At 71.5% G+C, this 26,716-nt stretch carries 23 protein-coding genes and 2 riboswitches; of the genes, 15 read left to right on the top strand and 8 right to left on the bottom strand.

Annotated elements, in window-relative coordinates; genetic code table 11:
* Positions 1–41: 41 nt before the first annotated feature.
* Positions 42–752, top strand: a complete 711-nt coding sequence (locus ACWD02_RS13700) for a TetR/AcrR family transcriptional regulator (protein WP_451208814.1) — start codon at positions 42–44, stop codon at positions 750–752.
* Positions 753–817: 65 nt separating this feature from the next.
* On the opposite strand, the gene ACWD02_RS13695 is transcribed toward ACWD02_RS13700, so the two are convergent.
* Positions 818–2,809 carry a heavy metal translocating P-type ATPase gene (locus ACWD02_RS13695; protein ID WP_451208812.1) on the bottom strand — a complete coding sequence of 664 codons (1,992 nt, stop codon included), beginning with the start codon at positions 2,807–2,809 and terminating at the stop codon, positions 818–820.
* A gap of 103 nt (positions 2,810–2,912) precedes the next feature.
* Here ACWD02_RS13695 and ACWD02_RS13690 point away from each other — a divergent pair, with 103 nt between their 5' ends.
* The 3 genes from ACWD02_RS13690 to crcB (ACWD02_RS13680) all read left to right on the top strand — a co-directional run bounded on the left by ACWD02_RS13690 (position 2,913) and on the right by crcB (ACWD02_RS13680) (position 4,151).
* Positions 2,913–3,278 carry an ArsR/SmtB family transcription factor gene (locus ACWD02_RS13690; RefSeq protein ID WP_451208809.1) on the top strand — a complete coding sequence of 122 codons (366 nt, stop codon included), beginning with the start codon at positions 2,913–2,915 and terminating at the stop codon, positions 3,276–3,278.
* A 71-nt stretch (positions 3,279–3,349) separates the two neighbouring features.
* Complete coding sequence (gene crcB / locus ACWD02_RS13685; protein ID WP_451208806.1) at positions 3,350–3,763, top strand: fluoride efflux transporter CrcB; 414 nt, start codon at positions 3,350–3,352, stop codon at positions 3,761–3,763.
* A gap of 13 nt (positions 3,764–3,776) precedes the next feature.
* On the top strand, positions 3,777–4,151 hold the full coding sequence (gene crcB, locus ACWD02_RS13680; protein WP_451208803.1) for a fluoride efflux transporter CrcB: 375 nt from the start codon (positions 3,777–3,779) through the stop codon (positions 4,149–4,151).
* A gap of 82 nt (positions 4,152–4,233) precedes the next feature.
* Here the strand turns inward: crcB (ACWD02_RS13680) and ACWD02_RS13675 are convergent, their stop codons facing one another.
* Positions 4,234–4,581, bottom strand: a complete 348-nt coding sequence (locus ACWD02_RS13675) for a tetratricopeptide repeat protein (RefSeq protein ID WP_451208801.1) — start codon at positions 4,579–4,581, stop codon at positions 4,234–4,236.
* A 149-nt stretch (positions 4,582–4,730) separates the two neighbouring features.
* On the opposite strand from ACWD02_RS13675, the gene ACWD02_RS13670 reads away from it, so the two are divergent.
* The 6 genes from ACWD02_RS13670 to ACWD02_RS13645 all read left to right on the top strand — a co-directional run bounded on the left by ACWD02_RS13670 (position 4,731) and on the right by ACWD02_RS13645 (position 9,976).
* Complete coding sequence (locus ACWD02_RS13670; RefSeq protein WP_451208798.1) at positions 4,731–5,696, top strand: pirin family protein; 966 nt, start codon at positions 4,731–4,733, stop codon at positions 5,694–5,696.
* Positions 5,697–6,041: 345 nt separating this feature from the next.
* Positions 6,042–6,224: a hypothetical protein gene (locus ACWD02_RS13665; RefSeq protein ID WP_363207207.1), complete on the top strand. Its 183-nt coding sequence runs from the start codon at positions 6,042–6,044 to the stop codon at positions 6,222–6,224.
* A gap of 11 nt (positions 6,225–6,235) precedes the next feature.
* Positions 6,236–6,943, top strand: coding sequence for a hypothetical protein (locus ACWD02_RS13660; protein ID WP_451209230.1), 708 nt, complete (start codon positions 6,236–6,238; stop codon positions 6,941–6,943).
* Positions 6,940–7,962: a DUF6895 family protein gene (locus tag ACWD02_RS13655; protein WP_451208795.1), complete on the top strand. Its 1,023-nt coding sequence runs from the start codon at positions 6,940–6,942 to the stop codon at positions 7,960–7,962. The genes ACWD02_RS13660 and ACWD02_RS13655 overlap by 4 nt, the downstream gene beginning before the upstream one ends.
* A complete protein-coding gene (locus tag ACWD02_RS13650; protein WP_451208793.1) occupies positions 7,959–8,882 on the top strand; it encodes a DUF6895 family protein in 924 nt (307 codons plus the stop codon). The genes ACWD02_RS13655 and ACWD02_RS13650 overlap by 4 nt, the downstream gene beginning before the upstream one ends.
* The gene (locus tag ACWD02_RS13645) at positions 8,879–9,976 is read left to right on the top strand and encodes a serine hydrolase domain-containing protein (protein ID WP_451208790.1); all 1,098 of its coding nucleotides are present in this window, start codon (positions 8,879–8,881) and stop codon (positions 9,974–9,976) included. Before ACWD02_RS13650 ends, ACWD02_RS13645 begins: the two co-directional genes overlap by 4 nt.
* Before the next feature lie 57 nt (positions 9,977–10,033).
* On the opposite strand, the gene ACWD02_RS13640 is transcribed toward ACWD02_RS13645, so the two are convergent.
* The 3 genes from ACWD02_RS13640 to ACWD02_RS13630 all read right to left on the bottom strand — a co-directional run bounded on the left by ACWD02_RS13640 (position 10,034) and on the right by ACWD02_RS13630 (position 16,893).
* Positions 10,034–11,461, bottom strand: a complete 1,428-nt coding sequence (locus ACWD02_RS13640) for a carbohydrate-binding protein (RefSeq protein ID WP_451208787.1) — start codon at positions 11,459–11,461, stop codon at positions 10,034–10,036.
* A 183-nt stretch (positions 11,462–11,644) separates the two neighbouring features.
* Positions 11,645–16,492 (bottom strand): trypsin-like peptidase domain-containing protein, encoded by a 4,848-nt coding sequence (locus ACWD02_RS13635; protein WP_451208785.1) that lies wholly within the window; start codon positions 16,490–16,492, stop codon positions 11,645–11,647.
* 38 nt (positions 16,493–16,530) lie between these two features.
* Positions 16,531–16,893 carry a trypco2 family protein gene (locus ACWD02_RS13630; RefSeq protein WP_451208782.1) on the bottom strand — a complete coding sequence of 121 codons (363 nt, stop codon included), beginning with the start codon at positions 16,891–16,893 and terminating at the stop codon, positions 16,531–16,533.
* 213 nt (positions 16,894–17,106) lie between these two features.
* Here ACWD02_RS13630 and ACWD02_RS13625 point away from each other — a divergent pair, with 213 nt between their 5' ends.
* Positions 17,107–17,598 carry a MarR family winged helix-turn-helix transcriptional regulator gene (locus tag ACWD02_RS13625; protein ID WP_451208780.1) on the top strand — a complete coding sequence of 164 codons (492 nt, stop codon included), beginning with the start codon at positions 17,107–17,109 and terminating at the stop codon, positions 17,596–17,598.
* A 122-nt stretch (positions 17,599–17,720) separates the two neighbouring features.
* Here ACWD02_RS13625 and metE read toward each other — a convergent pair whose 3' ends face one another.
* A complete protein-coding gene (gene metE / locus ACWD02_RS13620; RefSeq protein ID WP_451208777.1) occupies positions 17,721–20,042 on the bottom strand; it encodes a 5-methyltetrahydropteroyltriglutamate--homocysteine S-methyltransferase in 2,322 nt (773 codons plus the stop codon).
* 162 nt (positions 20,043–20,204) lie between these two features.
* Positions 20,205–20,419, bottom strand: a riboswitch (cobalamin riboswitch).
* A gap of 238 nt (positions 20,420–20,657) precedes the next feature.
* Positions 20,658–20,841, top strand: a riboswitch (cobalamin riboswitch).
* Positions 20,842–20,871: 30 nt separating this feature from the next.
* Here metE and ACWD02_RS13615 point away from each other — a divergent pair.
* From ACWD02_RS13615 to ACWD02_RS13600, 4 genes are read left to right on the top strand one after another with little or no spacing between them, the layout of a single operon-like run.
* The gene (locus ACWD02_RS13615; RefSeq protein WP_451208774.1) at positions 20,872–21,630 is read left to right on the top strand and encodes an energy-coupling factor ABC transporter permease; all 759 of its coding nucleotides are present in this window, start codon (positions 20,872–20,874) and stop codon (positions 21,628–21,630) included.
* Positions 21,630–22,004: an energy-coupling factor ABC transporter substrate-binding protein gene (locus ACWD02_RS13610; protein ID WP_451208771.1), complete on the top strand. Its 375-nt coding sequence runs from the start codon at positions 21,630–21,632 to the stop codon at positions 22,002–22,004. Before ACWD02_RS13615 ends, ACWD02_RS13610 begins: the two co-directional genes overlap by 1 nt.
* Before the next feature lie 6 nt (positions 22,005–22,010).
* On the top strand, positions 22,011–22,760 hold the full coding sequence (gene cbiQ, locus ACWD02_RS13605) for a cobalt ECF transporter T component CbiQ (protein WP_451208768.1): 750 nt from the start codon (positions 22,011–22,013) through the stop codon (positions 22,758–22,760).
* On the top strand, positions 22,757–23,617 hold the full coding sequence (locus ACWD02_RS13600) for an energy-coupling factor ABC transporter ATP-binding protein (protein ID WP_451208765.1): 861 nt from the start codon (positions 22,757–22,759) through the stop codon (positions 23,615–23,617). The genes cbiQ and ACWD02_RS13600 overlap by 4 nt, the downstream gene beginning before the upstream one ends.
* Here the strand turns inward: ACWD02_RS13600 and ACWD02_RS13595 are convergent.
* Positions 23,609–24,853 carry an MDR family MFS transporter gene (locus ACWD02_RS13595; RefSeq protein ID WP_451209227.1) on the bottom strand — a complete coding sequence of 415 codons (1,245 nt, stop codon included), beginning with the start codon at positions 24,851–24,853 and terminating at the stop codon, positions 23,609–23,611. The two genes, ACWD02_RS13600 and ACWD02_RS13595, sit on opposite strands and share 9 nt — an antisense overlap.
* A gap of 32 nt (positions 24,854–24,885) precedes the next feature.
* Positions 24,886–26,715 carry an ABC transporter permease subunit gene (locus ACWD02_RS13590; RefSeq protein WP_451208761.1) on the bottom strand — a complete coding sequence of 610 codons (1,830 nt, stop codon included), beginning with the start codon at positions 26,713–26,715 and terminating at the stop codon, positions 24,886–24,888.
* Position 26,716 lies beyond the last annotated feature (1 nt).

The raw sequence follows: 26,716 nt of genomic DNA, 5'->3' as shown, positions 1-26,716 counted from the left end.
GCCGCGTATCAGCGCTACGGCGGCCTGCTAGCGTCCCTCGGGTGAGTACGCGAGAACGCATCCTGGAAGTGGCGGCACGCCTGGTCGCGGAGTCGGAGGACGGTGACGTCTCCACGCGGGCCGTGTGCGAGGCCGCGCAGGTGGGCGCCCCGGCGCTGTACCGGCACTTCGGGGACAAGCAGGGGCTGCTCGCGGCCGTGGTCGACCATGGCTTCGACAAGTACCTGGCGACCAAGCGGCGGCGAGAGGCCACCGCGGACCCCGTCGACGACCTGCGCGACGGCTGGGACAGCCATGTGGACTTCGCGCTGCATAACCCGAACCTGTACCGGCTCATGAACTCGCCCGTGATGCGGACCCCGCCCGCCGCGGCCCTGGAGTCCCACCAGATCCTCACGCGGGACCTGGAACGTGCCGCTGCGCAGGGCAAGTTGAGAATGACTCCCGAACTGGCCGCCCAGATGGTGATGTCGGCCAACGTGGGCGTGGCGCTCATGCTCGTCGCCCGTCATGCGACGTTCACCGACCCCGACTTGTCGCGGCGTGTACGGGACGCGGTGCACGCCGCCGTCTTCACCCCGGAAGTCACCGCAAGTCGCTCCGAAGCACCGCGGGAGGCTGATCAGGACGAGGTCCAACTGCCCGCCGTCGCAGCGAGGTTGAGTGCGACACTGGCGGTGGAACCACCGCAGGCGCTCACCTCCGCCGAGGCGACCCTGCTCACCGAGTGGCTGGACCGACTCGCGCGCTGAGAGCGCCCGGCGCGGACGTACGGCTCGCTCGACCGCCCGCGCCGCGCGCGGCCCCCCGGGGTCCGTCAGTTACCGGCGCCCCGCCAGGCCGCCTCCCGCAGCAGCCGCAGCCCGTTGAGGCCCACGATCACGGTGGAGCCCTCGTGGCCGAGAACGCCGAGGGGGAGCGGCAGGTTGCCGACCAGGTCCCAGGTGACCAGTACGGCGATGAACGTGCCGGCGATCACCAGGTTCTGCACCACGAGGCCGCGGGCGCGCCGGGACAGGGCGATCACCCTCGGCACGGTGGCGAGTTCGTCCCGCACGATGACCGCGTCGGCGGTCTCCAGGGCGAGGTCGGAACCGGCCCGGCCCATCGCGATGCCGGTATGGGCCGCGGCGAGGGCGGGCGCGTCGTTGACGCCGTCCCCGATGACGAGAACCTTGCGTCCCTCGCTCTCCGCCTCGCGAACCGCCGCGACCTTGTCCCGCGGAAGCAGCCCGCCCCGTACGTCCTCGATGCCGACCTCGGCCGCGACCCGGCCCGCGGCCTGCGGGTTGTCTCCGGTGAGCAACATCGGGGGTGTGCCGGTGAGGGAGCGCAGGGCGGTGACGGTGCTCGCGGCGTCCGGGCGCAGGCGGTCGGCGATGCCGAGCACACCCGCGGGGATCCCGTCGCGCACCACCAGTACGGCTGTCTGTCCGTCCTCGCCCAACTGCTCTGCGAGGAAGAGTACTTCGCTGCCCGGCGCGCCCGTGGAGCCGGCGTCCGCCCCGGTTTCGAGCAGCCGTGCCGGAGCGCCCACCTGGACGTGCGCACCCCCGACCGTGGCGCTGACCCCGATCCCCGGTGCCGATGCGAAGTCCGCCACCGGCGGAAGGTCCAGACCGCGAGCCCGCGCGGCGCTCACCACGGCGCGGGCCAGAGGGTGTTCGCTGCGGTGCTCGGCCGTCGCCGCGAGTGCGAGGAGGGCGTCGTCGGTCAGGCCGCTGCCGGGGAGCGCGTGGACGGCGGTCACCCGGGGTGTTCCCTCGGTCAGGGTGCCCGTCTTGTCGAGGGCGACCGCGTCGACCTGCCCCAGACGCTCCATCACGACGGCCGACTTCACCAGGACGCCGTGCCGCCCCGCGTTCGCGATCGCCGAGAGCAGCGGCGGCATCGTGGCGAGGACCACCGCGCACGGCGACGCCACGATCATGAACGTCATGGCCCGAAGCAGCGCCCCGGTCAGGTCGTCGCCGAACGCAAGCGGCACGGCGAACACGGCGAGCGTGGCGACGACCATGCCGAGCGAGTACCGCTGCTCGACCTTCTCGATGAACAGCTGCGTCGGCGCCTTGGTCTCCGACGCCTCCTCGGCCATCGCCACGATCCGCGCGATCACCGAGTCCGACGCGTCACGCGCGACCCGCACCCGCAGTGCCCCGGCCCCGTTCAGCGTGCCGGCGAAGACCTCGTCCCCGGTGCCCTTGGCGACCGGCAGCGGCTCCCCGGTGATCGTCGCCTGATCGACGTCACTGGCGCCTTCGAGCACCTCGCCGTCCGCACCGACCCGCTCACCGGGCCGTACGAGGATGACGTCGCCGACCTTCAACTCGGCCGTGTCGACAACCTCTTCGCCACCCCTGTCGCCCAACCGCGTGGCCGTGGTCGGCGCGAGGTCGAGCAGGCTGCGCACCGAATCGGCGGTACGAGCGGTGGCAAGGGCCTCCAGGGCACCCGACGTGGCGAAGATGACCACGAGCAGCGCCCCGTCCATCACCTGCCCGATCGAGGCGGCGCCGAGGGCCGCGACGATCATCAGCAGATCCACGTCCAGAGTTTTCTCGCGCAGCGCCCGCAGTCCGGCGAGCGCGGGATCCCAGCCCCCGGCGGCGTACGCGACGGCGTACAGCGCGCCCCACAGCCAGGAGGGCGCCCCGGTCAGCTGGAGGGGCAGCGCGATCAGGAACGCGCCCGTGGCCACGGCCGCCCAGCGGGCCTCGGCCAGCGCGAGGACGCGGGTGCGACGGCGGGGCGGCGCCGCGGGACCGGCGGGGGTTCCCTGGTCGGGGCGGGGGATCAGGGCAGTGGGCATGGCGAGGTAACCCTTCACGGGCTGGAGAACGGCAACGCCACCACCGTACAGGAATGAATGAACAGCTTTTCATGCGTACATGTGTCGTCGATAGGATGGCGCCATGGGCCACGGAGTCGACGACAAGAGCAACGCCACCACGCGCGAACGCCTGGACACCGTGGGGGCCGCCGAAGTCGCCGCCACGCTCCAGGCCCTGGCGACGCCATCGCGGCTGCTGATCCTCGCCCGTCTGCAGGAGGGCCCCTGCGCCGCCGGTGATCTGGCCGAAGCGGTCGGCATGGAGCAGTCGGCCTGCTCCCATCAGCTGCGCCTGCTGCGCAACCTCGGCCTCATCACCGGGGAACGGCGCGGCCGTTCCGTCATCTACGCCCTCTACGACCACCACGTGGCCGAACTCCTCGACCAGGCGCTCTTCCACGTCGAGCACCTGCGCCTCGGTCTGCGGGACACCCCGCCGGGCGGCTAGCCTGAGGGTGATCTTCGGAGGCGTTCCTCGGTGCGCTCTCCCGATTCCGCACAGGTGAGACATCCGCACAGGTGAGACAGGTGGCATACGGCGTGTGGCCCGTGGTGGTGGTCGTGGCCGTCGGCGGCGCGATAGGCGCGTCGGCACGCTATGGCGCGTCGCTCATCTGGCCGACCGCCCCCGGCACCTTCCCCGTCACGACGCTCCTGGTGAACGTCATCGGATGCGCGGTCATGGGCGTCCTCATGGCGGTCCTCACCGAGATGCGGGCTCCGCACCGGCTGCTGCGTCCCTTCTTCGGCACCGGCGTGCTCGGCGGCTTCACCACCTTCTCCACGTACGCGGTCGACATCGAGCGCCTGGTGGAGGGCGGCCACGCCGGTACGGGCCTCGCGTATCTCGGACTGACGCTGTTCGCGGCGCTCGCGGCGGTGTGGAGCGCGGCGTGGGCGACCCGCCGTCTGGTCCCGCGGAGGCGGGCATGACCGGGGTGGTCCGGTGAACTGGCTCTGTGTGGTGGCCGGGGCGATGATCGGCGCCCCGTTGCGGTTCCTCACCGACCGAGCCGTGCAGGCCAGGCACGACACGGTCTTCCCCTGGGGGACGCTCACGGTCAACGTGGCGGGCAGTCTGATCCTCGGCGTGCTCACCGGCGCGACGGTCGCGGGCGCCGCCTCCTCCCACCTGCAACTGTTTCTCGGCACCGGCCTGTGCGGCGCCCTGACGACGTACTCGACCTTCTCCTACGAGACGCTGCGGCTCGCCGAGGGGGGTGCCAAGTTCTACGCGGCGGCCAATGTCGTGGCCGGCGTCGTGGCGGCGCTCGGCGCGGTCTTCGTGGGCATCGCGCTGGCGGAGGCGTTCTGGGCGTGAACTCGCGTCACGCCCAGAACCGGACCTCTCGCTCCCGGGCCCAGACCTCTCGCTCCCGGGCTCAGACCTCTCGTTCCAGGGATCAGGCCTCGGCGAAGTCCCCGGAGAGGGCCGCCGCCATCCGCAGGTGCGGGGCCGCGTCCGCGTCCCGTCCCTGCCGCTCCAGCGTGCGGCCGAGGAGCAGCCTGGCGTACTGCTCGACGGGGTCGAGCTCGATGACCGTACGCAACTCGGCCTCCGCGCGCAGCAGTTGCGCCGAGTGGTAGTAGGCGCGGGCAAGGAGCAGACGCGGGGCGACCTGCTCGGGTACCTCGTCGGCCAGGGTGCCGAGGATGCGCGCCGCCGTGGCGTACTCCTTGGCGTCGAAGAACTGCCGCGCGCGCTCCCAGCGCTCCGCCGCGGTTCCGTGGTCGTAGTACGTCGTGTCCACTGTTGCCTCCTTCGAGCGCTCCAACGGTCAGGGTTGGTTAAAAATTCCACTACATGATTCGAACGGAACGGCGGCGCTGACGGGGTTCCTCCGGAATGACCGACGTGCGTGCCTGACGCCCGGTGCCCCACGGGTCTAGGTTGTGCGACATGAGCAATCTTGATCGCGAGGCGGTCCCGTCCCTGTGCGGTGGTCGCGGGTTCGTCGTCGCCGAACCGGTCCGTGAACTCCTCAGCCCCCGACAGGTCAAGCTCGGTGAGTCCACCGAGGTCCGCCGCCTGCTGCCCAACCTGGGCCGCCGCATGGTCGGCGCCTGGTGCTTCGTGGACCACTACGGCCCCGACGACATCGCCGAGGAGCCCGGCATGCAGGTGGGCCCCCACCCGCACATGGGCCTGCAGACGGTCAGCTGGCTGCACGAGGGCGAGGTCCTGCACCGCGACTCCACCGGCAGCCTCCAGACGATCCGCCCCCGCGAGCTCGGCCTGATGACCTCGGGCCGGGCGATCTCGCACTCCGAGGAGAGCCCCAGGGCGCACGCCCGCTTCCTGCACGGCGCCCAGCTGTGGGTGGCCCTGCCCGACACCCACCGCAACACCGACCCGCGCTTCGAGCACCACGCGGAGCTGCCCCTGGTCACGGCCCCCGGCCTGACGGCGACCCTCATCCTCGGCACGGTCGACGGCACCACGTCACCCGGCACGACCTACACCCCGATCGTCGGCGCCGACCTCGCCCTGACCCGCGACGCGGACGTACGCCTGCCGCTGAACCCCGACTTCGAGTACGCCGTCCTGTGCATGTCCGGCGAGACCCGGGTGGACGGGGTTCCCGTGCTGCCCGGATCGATGCTGTACCTGGGCTGCGGGCGCACCGAACTGCCGCTGCACGCCGAGTCGGACGCGGACCTGATGCTGCTCGGCGGTGAGCCGTTCGACGAGGAACTGATCATGTGGTGGAACTTCATCGGGCGCTCCAACGACGAGATCGCACAGGCGCGTTCGGACTGGATGGCCGGGCATCGTTTCGGCGAGGTGAAGGGGTACGACGGGGGGCCGATCGCCGCTCCGGAACTCCCGGCGGTTCCACTGAAGCCGCGCGGTCGCGTGCGCTGAACCGGATGGCCGCGTGACGCTGGCATATTCCCCACCGGGGGCGAATTCTTCGCCCCCGGTGGCGTCTCTTGGGTCAATGCCCGTACAAGTCGCGATAGTTGATATGCCAAATATTGCCTGCGGATGCTGCTCGCTGTTTATTCGTCTAGGCTTATAAAGGCGCCTCGAAAAGAACGGTTCTGAGGCGTGCGGCATGTAAGGCCTTGTCTCGTTCGCGCATTTACCTCATGCGCGGTGAGGGTCAAGGAAATCCATGCGCTGAGTTTCCACGACTGGCAGTACGTGCGAGAAACGCGCTGGCAAATCGTGGGCTACCCGGCGTTCTATGATGGAAGAGGTAGAAGCATGGCTTCCACCGAATTCACAGATCAGGACGTAGCCGAGACGCTGGACGTTGAGGCGGCTCTCGACCCGGTCGAGGCCGACGGCTCCTACCGCGACAGCCGCGAATGTGCGGCACTGGCCCTGACGGGCGGGACGATCTCCCTGCTGTTGTCGCCTCCGACACCGCGGCCCAAGAAGGCTTGACGGGCACCGGTATGGAGGAGTCAGGCACTACGACGCCTCTGGCGGGCGCGGTGCAGGGCCTCACCACGGAACTGGTCTCCGCTCTTCGGAGCGGGGGCCGGTTCCGGTTGACCGGCAGCGTGGCCGGGCCCGACGGGACGGCCGCCGAGGGCCTCGCTCTCGCCGCCGTACGCGTGGTGGGTGCCGATGCCGTGCTTCCGGGGGTCCTGCGCCGCACACCGCTCGAACCCGACGACGTCGCCCTGTTCGGCGAAGCCGTGCGGGCCTATCCGCCCCCCGCCGACGCCTCGCCCACGTCACTGTGGAGCCACTGGGCCATGCGACGCACACTGGCGGGACTCGACGCCTCCTTCGACGGCTCGCCCGAACACGCCACACCACCCCGGGCAGCCTGGCTGGAGGACGCCTCCTGGCAGGTGCTGACCCATCAACTCGCCGTGCTGGCACCCCTCGCGATGCCCGGCACCGACTGCGCGGTGGCCCGGGTGGCCCGCACGCGGCCCGTGGACGTCGCCCGTGGTTTCGTCCGCGCGGTCCGCCGCCGCGACTGGCTGCAAGCCGCCGGAGCCGGCCGCTGGCTGGTCCTGCTCGACGGTGTGCCGCAGACGCTCGGCCTTGAGGCCGGGCTGGAGTTCGTGGCCCACATGGGCTGTGCGGACCCCCGCGTGGTGCTGCAGGTGGAGGCGGCGCAGCTGTTGCGGGCAGGAGTGCCCGGGTGAGGGCGCGCGATGTCCGGGGGGTCGCCGAGTCGGCGCTGGCCTGGGTGTCCGAGCACCGTGACGACTTCGCGCTCGGGGACGACGCCCTTGCCGAGAGCGGCAACGTGAACTTCACCTGGAAACCGCTGGGAGAACTGGCGCACGTATGCGTCACCGTGCGCCGGCACAGCGAGGCGTCGTCGCCGCTGCACGAGCAAGCACATGAGCTGCTGGCCTTCGCCTGGCGGCAGACCGGGCAGGGCGACCTCCTGTGCCAGTTGCAGCGCCTGGAGCCCTTCGCGACGTACCCGTTGGAGATCTACGCGGCGTTCGCCTCGGCCGGTCTCCGTCACGAGGCCTTCGAGAAGGCGGCCGCGACGGTGACCCGCACCCGCTCCTGGCAGGTGACCGAGCAGCAGCCCAACCGGCGCCTCGGCATCCTCAACTCGGAGCGCCACAGCGGCATGCGGCCGCACCAGGGCATGGAACGCGCGCTGGAGCGCACCTGGCTCGGCGGCCTGCCGGAACCCTGGATGTTCGAGGGTGACGCCGGCTACACCCTCACCCATGTGATCTTTCACCTCACCGACTGGGGCGCGGCCCCGCAGCACGTGCCCTCGCAGGTCGCCGCCTACCTGTCGCAGTGGCTTCCGCCGTGGCTCGACACCTGCCTGGAGGACGAACGGTGGGACCTGAGCTGCGAGTTGCTGGCCGTGGCGGGCAGCCTCCCCGGCCCGCCCGACCGCACGATGCTGCGGGACTCCTGGACGCGACTCGCCCGAGCGCAGGCCGCGTCCGGCGCCGTTCCGGAGATCGGCTCCGGGCGGAGCGGCCGGCTCCCCGCGGACGACTTCATCGGTTGCTACCACTCGACTCTGATGACTGCCTTCGCCGCCGTCCTGACCGCCGGGGCGTTCCACGAGGACACCGATACGACCACTGTGGCGACCGGTAAGGGACCCGCACTCGCACGGCCGGAACACCCGCCGCCCGCGCACCGGGAACAGGGCGGACAGCGGGGACGAGGAGTGTCGAGATGACCAGCACCCGCCTCATGCACACCGTCGGCAGCCGCGCCCTGGAATGGCTGCACGCCCACCGCGACGGGTTCCGTCTGGAACCGGACGTCGACCCGGAAGTGGGCTTCCTCGAGCGCTTCAAGCCGGTCGGCGAACTCGCCCTCATCTGCGCGGTGCTGTTCCGCGAAGGGGTCGCCGGTTCCCGGCAGGCGCAGTTGGCACGCCAGCTGCTCGACCACGCCTGGCGCGACACCCTGGACGGCGGCCAGATGCTGGTGCACGGCCAGCGCATCGAGCTGCTTTCCCCCATCCCCTTCGAGGTCTACCTCCCCTTCAAGGAGTTGGGCTACAGCCACCCCGCCTTCGAGGAGATGGTCCGGCTCAACCAGAGCCTGGAGAGTTTCGCCGCCCACGAGATGTCACCCGTGCGCCGCCTCGGGCTCTCCGCGTTCCAACGCCGCGGCGGGCTCGAGCCCCGCCCGCCGGAGGCCGAGGTCATCGGACGGACGTGGCTGGGGCGCACCCCCGAACCCTGGACCGTGGAAGGACACACGGCCTACGACATCACCCACACCGTCTTCCACCTCACCGACTGGGGCAAGAACCCGGACAGCATCCCGCCCCCGATCGCCGACTACCTGGCCGCCTGGCTGCCCGCATGGCTGGACGACTGGCTCGACCTGGAGCGCTGGGACCTGCTGGGCGAACTCCTCGTCGTCGACGCGTGCCTGCCCCGCCCCACCCTCGACGAGCGGGCCTGGGAGGGTTTCGCCGCCGCCCAGCAGGCCGACGGCGCCATGCCCGCCGTACGCACCATCCCGCAAGGCGAGCCCGAGGAACTCTTCGACCTCATCTACCACCCCACGCTCGTCGCCGCCTTCGCCTCCGTCATGGCCACCTCCCGCGCCCTGACGCAACTCAGCCACCCCACGCCCACATGACGCCCTCCCACACGCCTTGGCCGGGCGAGCCACCCAACGCCACCGAAGACCCGCCCCGTCAGCCCCCGGCGGAGGCACGCCCGGAGGACGACGAGGAGACGGTGCGCCGACGGCTGGACGACGCCATCGCGGCGGTGCGGGCGCCCGACGTCGTCTTCGCACTGTCCCGCCACGGCCGGCGCACGGTGCGCTGCGGCGGCACAGGGCCTGCGCCGCCCGTACCCCGTGACCAGCTGCGTTACGAGATCGGTTCGGCCTCCAAGACGTTCACCGCGCTGCTGCTGGCCCACCTGACGCAATCCGGCACCCTCTCCGCGGGCGAGCCGGCCCTCTCCTTCCTCGCCCCGCCACGGCGCACCGGCGCGGACCCCGTCACCCTCGCCCACCTGATCACCCACACCTCCGGCCTGCCCGCCCTGCCGGCCGGCTTCTACCCTCGGGCCCTGCCCACCTGGCGCACCAACCCCTATGCCGGTTTCCAGGACCGCCACGTCATCGACGCCTTCGTGCGCCGCCGTCCACCCCGGCGGCCCGGATCACGCTGGCACTACTCCAACTTCGGTGTAGCCGTGCTCGGTCACGCCTTGACCGCCGCCACCGCCACCCCCTGGGACGACCTGCTCACCGGACAGGTGTTGCGCCCCCTGCGACTGGGCGGCACGGCCCTGCTCCCCGCAGGTCCGGGCACCGACGCCACCGGCCACCGCAAGGACGGCACCACGCCCACGCCCCCGCTGACCATCGGCGGCTTCCAGGCGGCAGGCGCGGTCCGTGCCACCCCGCACGACCTGCTGACCTTCCTCGAAGCCCACCTGGACCCGACGGGCAGTCCCCTGGCCGCGGCCCTGCGGGCAGCGGCCCGCCCGGTCATCCGGCGCGGCTGGGGGCACCGGCACACGCACACCATCGGCTGGTTCCAGCACCCCGCCCAGCACGGCCCGCTCTACTTCCACTGCGGGGCCACCCTGGGCCAACAGGCCTTCCTGGGCTTCCGGCCCGACACCGCGACCGCCCTGGCCGCCGTCTGCACCCGCCGCTACCGCGCCCGCGAAACGTTCGTGGCAACGGCGTACGCGCTACTGGCACAGGCCTGACCCCGGAGAAGCGGGACTCAGGCCTGTGCCGACCGGACGGTTCGTCAGGATGGTTCGTCAGACCCGCTGCCACAGGGCCGGCGTGCGGGCAGGCTGCCACACGCCCTGCGCCTGATGCGGTTGCAGGCACACATAGGTGATGCCGTTGTACGTCACCCGTGTCCCGGTCTCGTAGACCTTGCCCGCACCCCAACTGCCCGATGCCTCCTGTGTACTGGGCTCGCGCTGGGCGGGGGCCGTCTTCAACGTGAGCCCGAACTCGTCGAGCAGCGGGTTCAGCGGCTGATGGAAAGTGATCCCGCCGCTCTTGCAGTCACCGCTGCCGCCGGAGGTCACTCCCTGGGCCTGGGTGCCGGAGATGTAGGAGCCGCCGGAATCACCGGGCTCCGCACATACCGTGGTGCGGGTGACCCCCTCGATGACGCCCTCCGCGTAGCTCACGCTCGTGCCGTGCTGCTCGATGGTCCCGCAGTGCCAGCCGGTGGTGGAACCCGACCGGCAGACCGCCGCCCCGACCAGGGCCTGCACCGACCCGGTGACCTGGACATCCGTCTCTCTCTCGCCCTTCACCCGGGGCGTGGCGGTCCACTGGTCGTTCACGCTCACCCAGGACATGTCCTTGGCCGGGAAGACCGACGCCTCGAAGGCACCTTGGGCGACCTTGTTGAAGCCGGCGGTCTTGGCGCCCGGCTTGCCGCAGTGCCCGGCGCTGGCGAATCCCTGCTGGGCGCCCTTGGTCACCGAGAACCCCACCGAACAGCGCGCCTTGTCGTCGATGTAGTACGCGTCGCCCCCGCGGACGTCGTGCAGCGCGCGCGGTCGGTCGGCCGACACCTTGACGTCCAGGAGCCGCCGGTCGACTCCGGCGGCCGCGATCAGTTTGTCGGCGGCCGCGGCGCTCGTCGCCTGCACCGCCGCCTTGTTGGCCCGCACATCGACGTAGCGCACCGGCGTATCAAGACCGCCTGCCGCCACGGCGGAGGCATTCAGCTTCTTCGTGAGCGCCTCCAGCTCTCCCAGACCATGCGTGACGACCTTGGCGTGCGCGCCCTCCGCCTTGATGGCGGCCACATCCGCGGCATCCGTGGTCGCCACCACCAGACGGGCGGAGGTCGCGCCCTGCACCCAGGCGCCCGCGAAGTCCTTGCCCAGCGCGGTCTGCAGCCGGCCCGCCCGCGTCCCTGCCTCCGCCTCGTTGACCAACCGCGTGCGCACCTGCTCACCCGACAACCCCAGATCACGCTGAAGCGCCTGCAGCAAAGCCGCCGACGGCTTGTCGGCGGCCGTCGTCTGCGCGGCTGACGGGAGCGCGGGCGCCGCGGAGGACTGCGGCGCGGGCACCGGCGGGGGCGGCGCGGAGGGCGTGACAGCCGCGGCCACCGGCAACCCCGTCAACGCGAACGCGCCCAGCACACTGACCGCGAAGCAGGCGAGTCGGACAGGACGGGCAGGGTGGCCGGGGTGGCCGGCGTGTCGGTCAGCCATGAGTGATTCCTCATCCTCGGAAGATCCGGTTCGACGGGGTGGAGGCGGAAAAACCTCGGAACCTAGCCCTTGCCGACACCGACTCAGAAATTCCCCCCATGCCCCCAGTTCGGCACAACGGACCACATCAGCGACCCACCCGGCCCAACGCCCCGGGGTCCACCGACAGGGACACGAACGGGTTCAGCCAGCACCCGCCGGCCCGCGTTCCGCTTCCTCGACCGCCAGGCATACGAGAGTGTGCTCCGCGCGGTCCTGCGCGTCCGGCTGCTTCCGTGGCCGCTTGCGTCGCCGGGCGACGCGCCACAGAGCCACGACGGTGCGATCTCTGAACTCAGGCCCCAGGGACAGCACGCCGATGACGGCTCGGTCGCGGTCATCGGCGCTCACGCCGCGTCTGACGATGAAGCCGATGAGGGCATCGGCGGCCAGTGGTCTGTACTTCTCGCCTCCGGACAGCATGAGATCGACGAGTTCCTGTTCCTCGCTGCCGTACATCCGCCAGCGCCGGGAAGCCCTCTTCGCGGCGTCGGCTGCCGCATCGCGGTACTGGTCCCCGAGGCGGATGAGCCTCGCCATCGACTCCACTCGGTCATAGCGGTCGGTGCGACGACGGCGCAGAGTGCCACACAGGATCCGGGCCGCGTAGGGGGCGTACGCGTCGCCGAGGGCGATCAGGCGGTCGGCGATGTTCCAGAGGTCGTATGCGTCGAGTCGAGGGTGGCGGGCTGTCCGCCGCAGGGCCCTGGCAACTGCGGCGGTGTGCCCGAGGCGGTCCAGGATCGGAGCGGCGTCCACTCTGAGGTGGCGGCCTCTGAGCGCCCTCCTGAGCAGTCTCGTCGCCCTGCGGTGTTGTCCTGTGGACGGTTCGAGCAGAGCGATTGCCGTGGTGAGGCGTTTGTAGGGGTTGAGCCTTCGGTGCCGGAACGGGGAACAGAGGCCGCGGGCGGCCTCATCGATGTACTGCGGGCACAGACAGAGCAAGATGCGCAGGGCGAGGAGCCGTTCGGGGAACGCCGTCCCGCGGGCACCGATGATGTGGCGGAGTGTGTCGTCGTCGACCGGCACATGCGGGCCATGGAGCGCCAGCAGGGCTCGGACGGCCCTCCGGCGCGACCGCGGTGCCGTGTCCGGACGGGCAAGCGTCGAGGCAAAGGCCTCGGCCGCGAACCGGACGTATTGCTCGCCGAGTTCATGCAGCGCCCGGGAGACGCTCTGGCGCACGAACGGGCCGGAGCGTCGGTCGGTCAGGACGTCCTGGAATCCCCGGGCTGCTTCGCGCATGCAGTCGACGCCTCGGTCGCGCAGGGCCGCTGCGGCGCGCCCCCGGCCGTCCTGGTCACCGACGGACACATCGACGATCACGTCGTGCAGGTGCGCGGGGGTCAAGGACGACGAAGCACCGAGAGCCAACAAGAGGTGGATGACGGTTCGGCGCGTCTTGACCGCGGTGTCTTCCGCCGTGAGTCGCTCGTGCAGCTTCTCCGTGACCTGGGCGAGGTGTGGGTCCCCGAGTTCGCGGAGTGCGGACAAGGCTTGATCCAGCTCTCGGTTCCATGAGCTATCACCGAGCAAGGACGTAGTGATGGTTTCCGCCATCTCCTCGACCCGGACGGCACGGCAGGGCGCCAACTCGTGGATGGCGTACGCCCGAAGCCAGGGCGCGTCTTGACTCTTGATCATGTCGCGCAGAAGGTCGAGCATGGCGTCCACGCCTTGGTGCGGCCCGGCGGCCACGAAGTCCTGGGCGACCAGCCGGTCTCCGAGCGGTGCGGGGGAGTTGACCAAGGAGTTCCCTACGCGCCGCACGGCTTCCTCCGCGTACTCCCAGCCGAGTCGAAGGAGGGCACGGGCCGCCGTCAACCTGACATGGAACGGCTCGTCGTCCGACTCGACCCATGCTCGCAGGATGGTTGCGCGGCGCTCCGCGATCGAGCTTCCGGGGTAGGCCCTTCCCGACATGTGTCTCCACCACCCGAGCGGGCCCGGAGCGGGGCGCCTGAGAAAGATGCGTGTCCTGAGAATCGCGTCCGTGAGGTAGGGCCCGCCGAGGTCGGCCAGGGCCGTCAGCGCTGTCAACCGGTCCCGCCCGGTGGTGAACGGCGCATCCGCGACGGCACGGTAGGCGTCGGCCGCGGCGGGATGGAATCTGGTGTCCAATCCGCGCAGCGCGGCTGCCGCGTTCAGCTGCCGGTCGGCGCCGCCCCCCGGTTCGACGGCCACACGGCCGTAGATCTGTGCTGCGTGCTCCTTGTGAGCTCCGCCCAGCTCGGCCAGTTGATCGACCGCCACTTCTCTCTCCGACCACGGGATCCCGGTGTCCTCGGCCAGCGTCGTCAGCGCAAGACTCGCCGCGTACGTGTGCTCTTCGCCGAGGGCGGCGAGGGACTCGGCGGAGGAAACCCGTTGGTAGATGTCCGCCGGAAGCCGGCCTGTGAGGGCCATGCGTGCCTTGGCCGCCACAGCCGTGTTGCTGCCGCGGGTGTATTCAGCCAACAGGTCGACCGCGTGGTCCAGGTCGTAGTAGTCGACGCGTGCGTCGTCGGCGAGCCCGGTCAGCACGTCGGCGGCGGCCGTCGGGTCATGCGGGATCAAGGCAGTCGCCGCCAACACCCGGCAAGGGTCACCGGGGCGGCCCGCGGTGTGTCGTAGGTACGCCCTCACCCGGTCCTGGCGGATCCCGCCCAGGTAGCTCCACAGCGCGCTGTCGCTCCCCAGGCACCGATAGGTCTCGACGGCTTCGAGCAGGCGCTCGTAGTGGTGGTCTTCAGCGGGGCACCCCTCCGCGAGAAGTGCTCCGGCCAGGACGTGACGGCTGTAGAGACCGCCCTGCAGCCAGTCAAGCAGCGCGCGCCCACCCTCCCTTCGGCGGTTGCAGAAGTGGACAAGGGCCGCGCGGTAGGACTTCTCGTGCGAGTGGTCGACGATCCCCGATGCGGCCAGGATCGCTCTGCGCCAGGTCTCGTCCTGCGGGTCGAAGGTCTCCGGGAAAGTGCCGACCAGCCGCTCCGCCGCCAGGTGTTCGGCGAACGTCGCGTGCAGGAATTCCCAGCGGCCTCTCCGCCGCACGACAAGACCGCTGGCGAGGACGGTGTCGGTGACGGCGGTGTGCCAGCCGTCCAGCGGCGGATCGGCGCCGAAGTGCCGGCCCTGGAGATCGACGGCATGGGTCTCCCACCACTTCCGGGCCACCGACGGCAGATCGTCGGCTCCCTCGGCGACCTGGGCGTGTGCCAGGTACGTCAGAAGTTCCTCGCCGTGGTCCTTGAGGTAGGCAACCGCATGGCGGCCGTGCACCGTCGCCTCTGCCCGGCCCTCCAGCTTCTTCCAGAATCTTTCGAGATACTCCTGCCTCGCGGACCGGAGATGCACACGGAATTCCTGGTAAAGGGCCCACCGGCTTTCCGGCAACGGCTGATGCGGAGCGCCCAGAAAGACGAAGGCGGTGATGGTGGCGAAGAGCGGAAAGCGCAGAAGGTCACCCAATTCGGATTCCTTGGCCTGGGCCAGAAAATCCGGTGCGAGGTCGGGGCGCCCGGAGTCGCTGAACCACGTCCGGGCGAAGGCCTCCAACGCCTGCCGGTCGAAAGGCTGGAGGACGTAGTTCGTGAATCCCGCCTTCGTCAGTTCCCTCATCGCCTCGTCGTCGAAGCGGGAGGTGAGCAGCACACGTAGGGGCGACCGCGCGCCGAGCCGGGCGTGGGCGGCCAAGCGGTGGATGAGCAGGCTGCGGTGGTCCTGATGGACTTCGTCCAGGGCGTCGACGAGCACCAGCCAGATCGCGCCGCGCGGAAGGCGGGGGAGTGTTCCCGTACCGGCGTCGAGGTGGGTGGCCGAGGCCACGGCACTCTCCAACGACTGACCCCGGCCGGTGAGTTGCTGGGCGGCGACCAGCAGCGGCACGAGCCTGCCGGTCCCGGTCCCGGCTGCCAGCGCTTCCTCGCCCAGGCGCAGGGCACTGTGGTGCAGCAGGGTGGACTTTCCCGCGCCGGGCTCCGCCTGGACGAGCAGATGCGTGCCGGCCGAGACGTCACGCAGGACGTCGTCCAGCAGCCTGGGCGGGCCGACGTGCTGGGCAGTGAGTGTGCCGGGCCCCGCGCTGCCCTTGACGCCCGAGGGCCCGGGCCCTCGGCCCGCTCGGCGATCGGCGGGTGGCTCTAGGTCATCGGCTCTGCCGGTGGCGACCTCGCCCTCGCGCGGGTCGTCCTGGCTCAGCTTCTGCCGGACGTATACCGCGGTCAGTGTCCGGGGCTGCCTGTCCTGCCGGAAGTGGTACGGAAGTTCGTCGGCCTCCTCCCTCTGCAGCGCGAGTGCCGCCCGCACCGACGGGGGCAGCCAGTGCGGTGACACGGCGGCGGACCGGCCGCCATCGGGCAGTACGGGGATCGGGGTGGCGTCGATGCCGTGCGCGGTCAGGGCCTCGATGAAAACCGGGTCCTGGAGGCCGACCAGATCAGTGCCCGTGGTGTTCTTGCGATCTCCGTCCGGACGATGGCTTGCGGCGATCCCGACCAGGAGCTCTTCGCGCTTGGTGAGGATTCCCGCGCCGGAGTAACCGGCCCACGGCGAACCACCGGCTTCGGCACGCGGAGGATCGCTGCTGTGCACGGACAGTTGGAGCTGATGGTCCGTGCGGTCCGAGCCGAGCTGGACGGTCCCGTCGATCTGGTGCGCCCTGCGGACCGCATCCTCGACGGCGAACCGCGGGAACCCGACCGCGTGCACTTCTGTCTGGCCGAGGTCGTGCGGCAGCTCCCCGAACCGCAGAGCCGGCAGCGCATCCCGCTCCGCGTCCAGAATCAGCAGGGCGAGGTCGCGCTCGGCATGGATCACCACGCGTCGCACCACGAGGCGGGGAGCGAGCAACACGCGGTGCAGTGGCCGCACTTCGTACGCCGCCGCGCGGTCCCGCACCACGTGCGCCGCGGTGAGCACGACGTCACCGACGAGCAGGAACCCTGAGGCCTGGAAGTAGGCGTGGCTGTCCGGCTCCCGACGGACGACCTGCACGACGCGATCGAGGTGGCTCACCACATGCGCCGTCCGGCCATCCTGTGGAGGCCGCACGACTAGTCCTCGGCGAGAGGAAGCCGCTCGCCGTCGTCGGCCCCGGTGCGAACGCGTCCACCCGCGGCCGTCTCCGCCCTCAGCTGGAGGGACACCGTATGGGTGGCCTCGGTGTTCTTGGCGGCCTTGCCGTCCGCGGACAGCACCCAGAATTTGGCGCCGCCCCCGGCCTCCCGCGAATTGGTCACGGCCACCTGCAGGTCGAGGTTGATCGTCTCCACATGCAGTCTGACGGGGTGCCCAGCCGCTTCCAGCGCCGCTGCGGCCAGCTCGTCCCGGAGGGCCCTCAACGCTTCCGCGAGTCCGATCTCCACCGTTGGCCCCCTGTCCCGCACCCGCACCGGGCGCGCCACGGCTGACAGCACGTCATCGTCCTTCTCAGCGTACGACGATGTGGCGCGAGTGCCCGCGGTCTTGTGCACGGCGTATGAGCCCGGCACCGAAAAATCTCTCCACCAGGCAGCGAAAAGGAAGGGGTTGGCGGGCACAAGGGGTGCAGCGGAGCCGATGCCAGTTCGCCGAGCCCTCGGCCGGCTTCGGCCCACGGCCACGAACCGCCGATCAGGGAGTGCGCCCTCATGACCAGCCGGAGAACCACCGCCAAGCCCGTGGAGAAAGGATCCGTCGACGAGAGCGCGCCCTGGATGCGGGGCCTCCACGCCGACGCGGGCTATCTGCTCTACCGCCTCGGCCTGCGCTCGGGCCAGCTCTTCAACGCGGTGCTCCAGAGATCCGGCCTACGCCTGCGCCACTACGCGCTGCTGCGCCACCTCGCCACCGTGGAGGGCGCGGCGCAGCGCGAGCTGAGCCAGGAGCTCGGGTACGACCCCAGCGCGATCGTCGGCCTGGTCGACGACCTGGAACACCTCGGCTTCGTCGAACGCCGCCCCGCCCCCGACGACCGCCGCCGCCGCATCGTCGCCCTCGCGCCTGCGGGCCACGACTTCCTGCGGGACTCCGACGAGGTGGCGCGGGGGGTCACCGATGAGCTTCTGGCGCCGCTTGGTTCCCAGGAGCGGGAGACCTTGCATGTGTTGTTGTCCAGGGTGGCTCATACGGGTGGGGGCTGAGGGCGATGGTGCGGCGCCTCTGCGCGCGGCAACGGCGTGCGCCGTCGCAAGCACATGCTTCATGACGGAGCAGGGGCGGCCATCGGGCCTCCGTACGTGGCCGCCCCGTCCATGGTCTGCGGTCAGGAGCCCGAGGGCAGTTCCGCCCTCACCTCCCGTGCCGCCGCGACCAGGTTCTCCAGGGACGCCTTGGTCTCGGGCCAGCCTCGGGTCTTGAGGCCGCAGTCCGGGTTCACCCACAGGCGGTCGGCGGGGATGGCCTCAAGTCCCTTGCGCAGCAGAGCCGCTGCTTCCTCGGTGCTCGGCACACGGGGGGAATGGATGTCGTAGACGCCGGGCCCCGCCTCACGCGGGTATCCGTGCGCGGCCAGTTCGCGTGCTACCTGCATGTGTGAGCGGGCCGCCTCCAGGCTGATGACGTCGGCGTCGAGGTCGTCGATGGCCTGGACGATGTCGCCGAATTCGGCGTAGCACATGTGCGTGTGGATCTGCGTGTCCGGTCGTACGCCGCTGGTGGTGAGACGGAAGGATTCCGTGGCCCACTCCAGGTACGCGGCGTGCTCGGCGGTGCGCAGCGGCAGCGTCTCGCGCAGGGCGGGCTCGTCCACCTGGATGACCGAAGTCCCCGCGGCCTCCAGGTCGTCGACTTCGTCGCGCAGGGCCAGGGCGACCTGGCGCGCGGTGTCGCCAAGCGGCTGGTCGTCGCGGACGAAGGACCAGGCAAGCATGGTGACAGGGCCCGTGAGCATGCCCTTCACGGGGCGGTCGGTGAGGGAGTTGGCGTACGACGTCCAGCGCACCGTCATCGGTTCGGGCCGTGAGATGTCGCCCGCGAGGACTGGCGGGCGTACGTAGCGGGTGCCGTACGACTGGACCCAGCCGTGCTGCGTGGCGAGGTAGCCCGTGAGCTGTTCGGCGAAGTACTGCACCATGTCGTTGCGTTCGGGCTCGCCGTGCACCAGGACATCGATGCCCGCCTTCTCCTGGAAGGCGAGGACCCCGCGGATCTCCGAACGGATGCGCTCCTCGTAGCCGTCCGTGTCGATGCGGCCCGCCCGCAAGTCCGCGCGCGCGGTGCGCAGTTCGGTGGTCTGCGGGAAGGAACCGATGGTGGTCGTGGGCAGTTGTGGCAGGCCCAGACGGGACCGCTGGGCCGCCGCGCGCTCCGGATAGGCGTGTACGCGGCGGGCGTCGGCGTCCGTGACGGCGGCGGCACGGGCGCGTACCGCCGGGTCGTGGGTGAGGGCCGAACGCGAGCGGGACGCCAGGTCGGCACGGTTGGCGGCCAGTTCGGCCGTGATGGTGTCCGTCCCCTGGGCCAGGGCGCGCGCCAGCGTGGCGATCTCGGTGGCCTTCTGGTGGGCGAAGGCCAGCCAGCGGGCCACCTGCGGGTCGATGTCCCGTTCGGCGGTGGCGTCCAGCGGGACGTGCAGCAGGGAGCAGGACGCGGAGACGTCGACCCGGTCGGCGAGGCCCAGGAGCGTGCCCAGGGTGGCCAGGGACTTCTCCAGGTCGTTGATCCAGATGTTGCGGCCGTTGACGACACCCGCGACAAGGCGCTTGCCGGGCAGTCCGCCGACGGCGGCGAGATCCTGCAACTGGCCGGCGGCGGCCTCCGTGAAGTCCAGGGCGAGCCCCTCGACCGGCGCCTTGGCCAGCACGGGCAGGGCCTCGCCGAGCCTGCCGAAGTAGGAGGCGACAAGGAGTTGCGGCCGGTCGGCGAGCGCTCCGAGGTCGCGGTAGGCGCGGGCGGCGGCATTGAGCTCCGCCGGGGTGCGGTCCTGGACCAGGGCCGGCTCGTCGAGCTGCACCCACTCGGCGCCCGCGGCGCGCAGGTCGGCGAGGACCTCCGCGTAGACGGGCAGCAGGCGGTCGAGGAGGGTGAGCGGATCGAAGTCGGCGGCCACGCCGGGCGCGGGCTTGGCGAGCAGCAGATAGGTCACCGGGCCGACAAGGACCGGGCGTGCCGCGAGGCCGAGCGCCACGGCCTCCTCGAGCTCGGCGACCTGCTTGGCCGAGTCGGCGGCGAATACGGTGTCGGGGCCCAGCTCCGGCACCAGGTAGTGGTAGTTGGTGTCGAACCACTTGGTCATCTCCAGCGGCGCCACGTCCTGGGTGCCGCGGGCCATCGCGAAATAGCCGTCGAGGGAGTCGGTGTCGACGGCCTCGCGGTGCCGCCGGGGGACGGCGCCGACCATGATGCTGGTGTCCAGGACGTGGTCGTAGTACGAGAAGTCGCCGGTCGGCACTTCGTGGATGCCGGCGTCGGCCAGGTGCCGCCAGGTGGAACGGCGCAGCCGCGCCGCGGTCTCCCGCAGGGCGTCGGCGCTGACGCGGCCCTTCCAATAGCCCTCGACGGCCTTCTTCAGTTCCCGGTCGGGGCCCTGGCGGGGGTAGCCGTACACGGTGGCTCGTGCTGCCGCGGCTGCGGACTTCGCTGTCACGGAAATCTCCTTCGCGAGATGACTCCTGAGAATCCCGGGGACGGGACACGGACGCGAAGGGATGACGGACCGGGCGGACGGACGCGCGCCACCGGCGCGGTGCCCCACCTGATCTGTACGCCGACCCGCCCACGAGGTCACCGGGATGTCCGCACGTGAGGGATCACATGCGGGCAACGGGCAGGTCTTCGGACTCGCGGGCACATCTGCCGGGGCAGACACCTACTGGCCGTCGCTTCCCGGATCCGCTGGACCCAGTGCGTATGACGGCGGTCGTTCCCACTCACCGCTGCGGGGCAGTCCCGGATTCCCACCGGGTTCCCTCTTGCGACGCCTCTGCCTGGCGGACAGGGCGAACCAGCTGCACGGATCAGGCTAGAGGGTGGTCGGGCCTCATGGGCGGTACTGATCACATTCCGGACCGTGAGGTGAGACACGGAGGGACACGGAGGAACACGGCCCTGCGGTCGTCGTCTTTGTCGGGGGCGGGGCGTACGCCGGGCGCACACGAGCCGATGGGCAGGGGCTGACCAGGGGCGTACGCCCAGGTCATGTGCGCTCGCGCGTGCCACAAGCGGTGTGGTCCCGCAAGTTGTCAGGTCACTTGATTCCGCACTAGGGTCACCACGCCTTGGTGCTCGGGAAATCGGTGTGATGCCGGTGCGGCCCTCGCCACTGTGATCGGGAAGTCCGGCTCCAGCCCTCGCGGCAGCCACTGGGCGCAACACGCGCCCGGGAAGGCGGAGTCCGGTCGGTACGACCCGTCAGCCAGGAGACCGGCCAAGGCGCGTTGTCCATCCACGAGGTGCTGGAGAGGGTCTGCTTAGCCATGCACATAGCCGAGGGTTTCCTCCCGCCGGCGCACGCGATCGCCTGGGGCGTAGCGTCCGCGCCGTTCGTCGTCCACGGAGTCCGCTCCCTCACCCGTGAGGTCAAGGAACACCCGGAGAGCACACTGCTCCTGGGTGCCTCCGGAGCGTTCACCTTTGTCCTTTCCGCGCTGAAGATCCCGTCCGTCACGGGCAGTTGCTCGCATCCGACGGGAACCGGGCTCGGCGCGATCCTGTTCCGGCCGCCGATCATGGCGGTGCTCGGCACCATCACGCTGCTGTTCCAGGCGCTGCTGCTCGCCCATGGCGGGCTCACCACGCTGGGCGCCAACGTGTTCTCCATGGCGATCGTCGGGCCATGGGCCGGGTACGCCGTCTACCGGCTCCTGAAGCGGTACGACGTGCCGCTCATGGTCGCCGTGTTCTTCGGCGCGTTCGTCGCCGACCTGTCCACGTACTGCGTCACCAGCGTCCAGCTCGCGCTGGCATTTCCGGACCCCAGCAGCGGATTCATCGGCGCCCTGGGCAAGTTCGGCGGCATCTTCGCCGTCACGCAGATCCCCCTCGCGGTCAGCGAGGGACTGCTCACCGTCGTGGTGATGCGCCTGCTCGTGCAGTCGAGCAGGGGCGAGCTCACGCGGCTCGGCGTGCTGCTCCAGGGCACGAAGCCGTCCGCGGAGGCGGTCACCAAGAGCACGAACGAGAGCAAGAGCACGAACGAGAGCAAGAACGAGACGGAGACGGGGGCCAGCGCCTGATGAGCCGGAACGCGAAGATCAACACTCTGCTTCTCCTCATCGTCGCCGCGCTGGCCGTGCTGCCGCTGGCGCTCGGTCTGGGCGACGACGAGAAGGAGCCGTTCGCCGGGGCCGACGCCCAGGCCGAGACCGCGATCACCGAGATCGAGCCGGACTACGAGCCCTGGTTCTCGCCGCTGTACGAACCCCCCTCCGGGGAGATCGAGTCGGCGCTCTTCGCGCTGCAGGCGGCGCTCGGCGCGGGCGTCCTCGCCTACTACTTCGGTCTGCGCAAGGGGCGCCGTCAGGGTGCCGAGACGGCGCTGGCCGAGGCCGCCGCCGCGGAGCAGGCCGCCGACGAGAAGAGCAGCCGGGCCGGGACCGGGCAGGTCTGACGCGGCGTGCTGCCCATCGACGCGGCGGCGCACAGCAGTCGCTGGCGCCGCCGCCACCCCGTGGACAAAGCCGTGCTCGGACTCGGCCTCACCGTCCTTGCCGTCTCCCTGCCGCCCTGGCCGGGTGCTGCCCTGGTCCTGGTCGCCGCGCTCACCGTGCTGTTCGGACCCGCCGGTGTGCCGCCGCGCAAACTGTGGCGCGCCTACCGCGTGCCCCTCGGCTTCTGCGTCACCGGCGCCCTGACCCTGGTCGTCCAACTGGGCGGCCCCGAAGGGTTCGTCACGCTCGCCGACGGCGGCCCCGAGCGGGCGGGCGGACTGCTCCTGCGCACCTCGGCGGCCTCGCTCGGCGTCCTGCTCTTCGCCTTCACCACCCCCATGTCGGACCTGCTGCCCCGCCTGGTGAAGGCAGGCGTACCGGCGCCGGTCGTCGACGTGGCCCTGGTCATGTACCGGATGAGCTTCCTGCTCCTTGATTCCATGAGCCGCATCCGGCAGGCCCAGGCCGCGCGGCTCGGCCACACCACCCGGGCCGCCACCTGGCGTTCCCTCGGCGGTCTCGGCGCCACCGCGTTCGTGCGGGCCTTCGACCGGGCGAGCCGGCTGCAGGCCGGGCTCGCCGGACGCGGATATGACGGGACCCTGCGGGTGCTCGTGCCCGACGCCCGGATCTCGCGGCCCTTCGTGACCGCGAGCGCCGTGCTCCTCGTGGCCCTCGCGGCCCTCACCCTCGTACTGGAAAGGGTTCTGCCATGAGCGAGCCGAGTGGATCCTTGGTCGCTCTGCGCGCCGCTTCCTACGCGTACGAGGACGGGCCCACCGTCCTCAGCGGCCTGGACTTCGACGTCACCGAGGGACGCGCCCTCGCGCTGCTCGGACGCAACGGCAGCGGCAAGACCACCCTCATGCGGCTCCTGAGCGGCGGACTCCGCCCCGACCAGGGCCAATTGATCCTCGGGGACACTCCCGTGACGTACGACCGCAAGGGGCTCACCCGGCTGCGCACCACCGTCCAACTGGTGGTGCAGGACCCGGACGACCAGCTCTTCGCCGCCTCCGTCGAACAAGACGTGTCCTTCGGGCCGCTGAACCTGGGTCTCACGGACTGCGAGGTGCGCGGCCGGGTCGCCGAGGCTCTCGCCGCGCTCGACGTCAGCGCCCTGGCGGACCGCCCCACCCATCTGCTCTCCTACGGCCAGCGCAAGCGCACGGCCATCGCGGGAGCCGTGGCGATGCGACCCCGCGTCCTGATCCTCGACGAGCCGACCGCGGGACTCGACCCGGACGGCCAAGAACGCCTCCTGACCACTTTGCAGGGCCTGCGGGACGCGGGAACGACCGTGGTGATGGCCACCCACGACGTGGACCTCGCCCTCCGCTGGGCCGACGACGCCGCCCTGCTCACCCCCTCGGGAGTACGCACCGGACCGGTCGCGCGGATGCTCGCCCACCGCGAACTCCTTGCGCAGGCGGGCCTGCGCCTGCCCTGGGGGATCGCGGTCACGGAGCTGCTGCGGACGAAGGGCCTGCTGGACGATGCGGGCGAAGGGCCGCACACCCCCGAGGAGTTGGCGGCCCTCACGGCATCGGTGCCGCCCGGCGCGTCAGCCTGAGCGGCCGGTGGCCGGGGCGCGGACCGGCAGCAGCGTCACGGCGAGCAGCGGGATCGCGGCGAGCACGAGCCACGGCACCCACGGCATGAGCCCCGCGTCGAGGAGCGAGCCGGTCACGGCGCTGCCCGCGAGGACGATCAGGCCCGAGACCGACGACAGCGCCCCGGTGTAGAGGCCGAGCCTGCCGTCGGGCGTGAGATCCGGGACCCAGGCCCGGGCGGCCGGGGCCACCAGCATCTGGCCGAGGGTGAGCAGGACGACGAACCCGGCGGCGGGCAGCAGCCCGGCCACGCCGGTCCACCCGGCCGGCCGTGCGACGGCCACGACGGCGAACCCGACGGAGATGAGCACGAGCCCCACCGACATCGAGCGGCGCTCGTCGAGGCGCCCCGCCGCCCAGTGGGTGACCGGGAGCTGCGTGGTCACCACAAGGAGGGAGGAGAGGGCGAAGAGCCAGGCGATCGGCGCCTGCGACCCGGCCGTACGCTCCACCTCGTCCGGCAGGGCGAGATAGAGCTGGTTGTACGCCAGGAGATAGGCGCCGTAGGCACAGCACACCGCCAGGAACCGGCGGTTGCGCAACATCTCGCCCACGCCCCCGCGCACGCGGATCGGCTCGCGCCCCGGGATGCGCTGCGGCAGCAGCCGCACATGCCCGCCGAGGACGAGGACGAAGACCCCGGCCCCGGCCAGACAGACGGTGCGGAAGTCGACGGAGAGCAGCAGCGCCCCGATGAGCGGACCGAGGAACGCGCCGGCCTGGCCCGCCACGGTGAGCAGGGCCAGGACACGGGTGCGCGGGCCGCGGCCCGACTCCTCCCAGAGCACTGCCTGCCGGGCGACCTCGGACTCCACGGCGGGGGAGAACAGGGCGGCGGCGAACCCGATCAGGAGCACCGCGCCGATGACCGACCAGGTCTGCTGCGCGTAGCCGAGCCAGGCGAAGCCGGCGATCCGCAGCAGGCAGCCGGTGAGCACCACCGGCCGTACGCCGTACCGGTCGGTCAGGGCGCCGCCCACGACGAAGAGCCCCTGCTGGCTGAAGGTCCGCAGGCCGAGCACCAGGCCGACCAGCCAGCCCGCCATGCCGATCGACGCGCCCAGGTGCTCGGCGAGGAAGGGCAGGACGGCGAAGAAGCCGATGTTGAAGGCGAGTTGGGTCAGGATCAGCAGACGAAGGAGTGGCGACAGGTGCGGCCAGGTCGGTTCGCGGCGTGTGCGCTCGGCGGGCCGCAGCCGCGTGGGCAGGGGCAGTTGACGTCGGTCGCTCACCGGGCAGCCGTCCCGGCCGTCGTCAAGTCCCGCTCCGCGAGCTGTACTTCGACCATGTGAGGGGAGTCGTCGGGTCGGTGCTTGCGTCGCAGCCACCGGGGGATCGGGACTCCGCCCGCCGCCGTCACCGTCAGCGCCCCCAGGAGGGCGAGCGCGGCCGCCGGAGCCAGCAGGGCCCAGGGGGCGCGTTCGGCGTAGGGCTGGTTCTCGGCAAGCAGCAGACCCCACTCGGGGGACGGCGGTTGGGCGCCGAGGCCGAGGAAGCCGAGGGCTGCCAGGGCCAGCGCTACGGCGGGGAGCCGCAGCAGCGCGTGGCGCGTGACGGGCGGCAGGACCGCGGGCAGCAGATGGTGCCGCAACTGGTGGCGACGGCCCGCTCCCAGGCTCCGGGTCGCCGTCAGGTGCAGGGTGGCGCGCTCCTGGAGGAGCAGGGCGGCGGTGTGGGCGGCCAGCGGGACCCAGGCGACGGCGGCCACGGCGATCGAGGGGGTAGCCGCCCCGCTGCCCGCGACACCGGCGACGAGGAGTCCCGCGAGCGTCGGCGGTATCGCGTTCAGCGTGTCGAGCAGCGGGCCGGAGAAGCGCGGCAGAAGTCCGAGCAGGATGCCTGCCACCAGGGCGAAGGCGCTGATCCCCAGCGCCAGTGCGAGGGTGTGCAGCGCGCCGTGCCCGACCCGCGCCAGCACATCGCGGCCCAGGGCGTCGGTGCCGAACGGGTGCGTCCAGGACGGCGCCTGGAGCCGGGCCGCGGTGTCCAGGGCGAGAGGGTCCCGGGCCAGGCCGAACAGGATGACGCCAAGCAGCAGCCCGCCGTACAGCAGCGGCAGCCGGCTGGGCGCGGGCGGCGCCGGAAGGTGCAGCGTCGGCAGGGCCCCGTCCCGCAGCGCCGGACCGCTCGTGAGCCGGGACGCGAGGCGGAAGAGGCCGCCTGCCACGGCGGCGAGCAGCACGAGCGCCAGGGTGCCGGCCTGCAGGACCGGCAGATCCTGCGCCACCGCGGCCTGCAGGGTGGAGCGGCCGAGCCCGGGGATGTCGAAGATCTGCTCCACGGCGACCGCGCCACCGGTCAGGCCCACGAGGAACAGACCGAGGTTCGGCAGCAGGCCGGGCAGACAGCGGCGCAGCGCCTGGCTGGCGATGCGTCCGCTCGGGATGCCGCGGGCCGCGGCCGCCCGCGTCCACGGTTCGGCGAAGGCGCCGGGCAGCAGGTCGTCGACGAGCCGCCCGAGCAGCGCCCCGGCGGGCAGCCCGAGCGAGAGCGCGGGCAGCACGAGCCACTGGGGTCCGTACCAGCCGAGGGCGGGCAGCCAGCCCAGTTGTACGCCGACCACGGTGGCGAGCACCGAGGCGGTCAGGAACTCGGGCATCGCGGCGACGACCGCGGCCCCGCCACCGGAGGTGCGCCGCCCGGAGAGCCGGCGGCGGGAGCCGAGCCACAGGGTGCGGGAGCACACCGCGCCCGCCGTCACGACGGCCACCACCAGCGCGGCCGACATGAGCAGCAACGAGACGCCCAGGGCCTGCGTCACGGAGGGCAGCACCGCTTCACCGGAGATCCACGACCGCCCGGCGTCCCCGCGCAGGAGCCCGCCCGTCCACTGGCCGAGCAGCCGCAACGGCCCGTCGTCCAGGCCGAGTTCGCCGCGGACGGCCGCAAGGACCTCGGGGGTGGGGGTGCGCTCCGCCGCCCGCGCCTTGAGCACGGTGAGCGCCGGGTCGGTGCGCGACAGCCAGGGCAGCAGGCCGATCAGGCACAGCAGCGCCGCGGCGAGGGCCACGCGCCACAGCAGCACCGGTCCGCCGGTGCGGGCGAGGCTCCTGCGCATG

This window comes from Streptomyces sp. NPDC002853, assembly GCF_053591915.1.
This window is presented reverse-complemented; position numbering and strand designations above follow the sequence as displayed.

Excerpts from the sequence above, each read along its gene's own strand:
- ACWD02_RS13695 (WP_451208812.1), bottom strand. The coding sequence starts at position 2,809 with ATGCCCACTGCCCTGATCCCCCGCCCCGACCAGGGAACCCCCGCCGGT.
- ACWD02_RS13625 (WP_451208780.1), top strand. The coding sequence starts at position 17,107 with ATGACCAGCCGGAGAACCACCGCCAAGCCCGTGGAGAAAGGATCCGTC.
- ACWD02_RS13660 (WP_451209230.1), top strand. The coding sequence starts at position 6,236 with ATGGAGGAGTCAGGCACTACGACGCCTCTGGCGGGCGCGGTGCAGGGC.
- ACWD02_RS13650 (WP_451208793.1), top strand. The coding sequence starts at position 7,959 with ATGACCAGCACCCGCCTCATGCACACCGTCGGCAGCCGCGCCCTGGAA.
- ACWD02_RS13615 (WP_451208774.1), top strand. The coding sequence starts at position 20,872 with ATGCACATAGCCGAGGGTTTCCTCCCGCCGGCGCACGCGATCGCCTGG.
- ACWD02_RS13640 (WP_451208787.1), bottom strand. The coding sequence starts at position 11,461 with ATGGCTGACCGACACGCCGGCCACCCCGGCCACCCTGCCCGTCCTGTC.
- ACWD02_RS13590 (WP_451208761.1), bottom strand. The coding sequence starts at position 26,715 with ATGCGCAGGAGCCTCGCCCGCACCGGCGGACCGGTGCTGCTGTGGCGC.
- ACWD02_RS13665 (WP_363207207.1), top strand. The coding sequence starts at position 6,042 with ATGGCTTCCACCGAATTCACAGATCAGGACGTAGCCGAGACGCTGGAC.
- ACWD02_RS13645 (WP_451208790.1), top strand. The coding sequence starts at position 8,879 with ATGACGCCCTCCCACACGCCTTGGCCGGGCGAGCCACCCAACGCCACC.
- ACWD02_RS13690 (WP_451208809.1), top strand. The coding sequence starts at position 2,913 with ATGGGCCACGGAGTCGACGACAAGAGCAACGCCACCACGCGCGAACGC.
- ACWD02_RS13610 (WP_451208771.1), top strand. The coding sequence starts at position 21,630 with ATGAGCCGGAACGCGAAGATCAACACTCTGCTTCTCCTCATCGTCGCC.
- ACWD02_RS13600 (WP_451208765.1), top strand. The coding sequence starts at position 22,757 with ATGAGCGAGCCGAGTGGATCCTTGGTCGCTCTGCGCGCCGCTTCCTAC.
- ACWD02_RS13670 (WP_451208798.1), top strand. The coding sequence starts at position 4,731 with ATGAGCAATCTTGATCGCGAGGCGGTCCCGTCCCTGTGCGGTGGTCGC.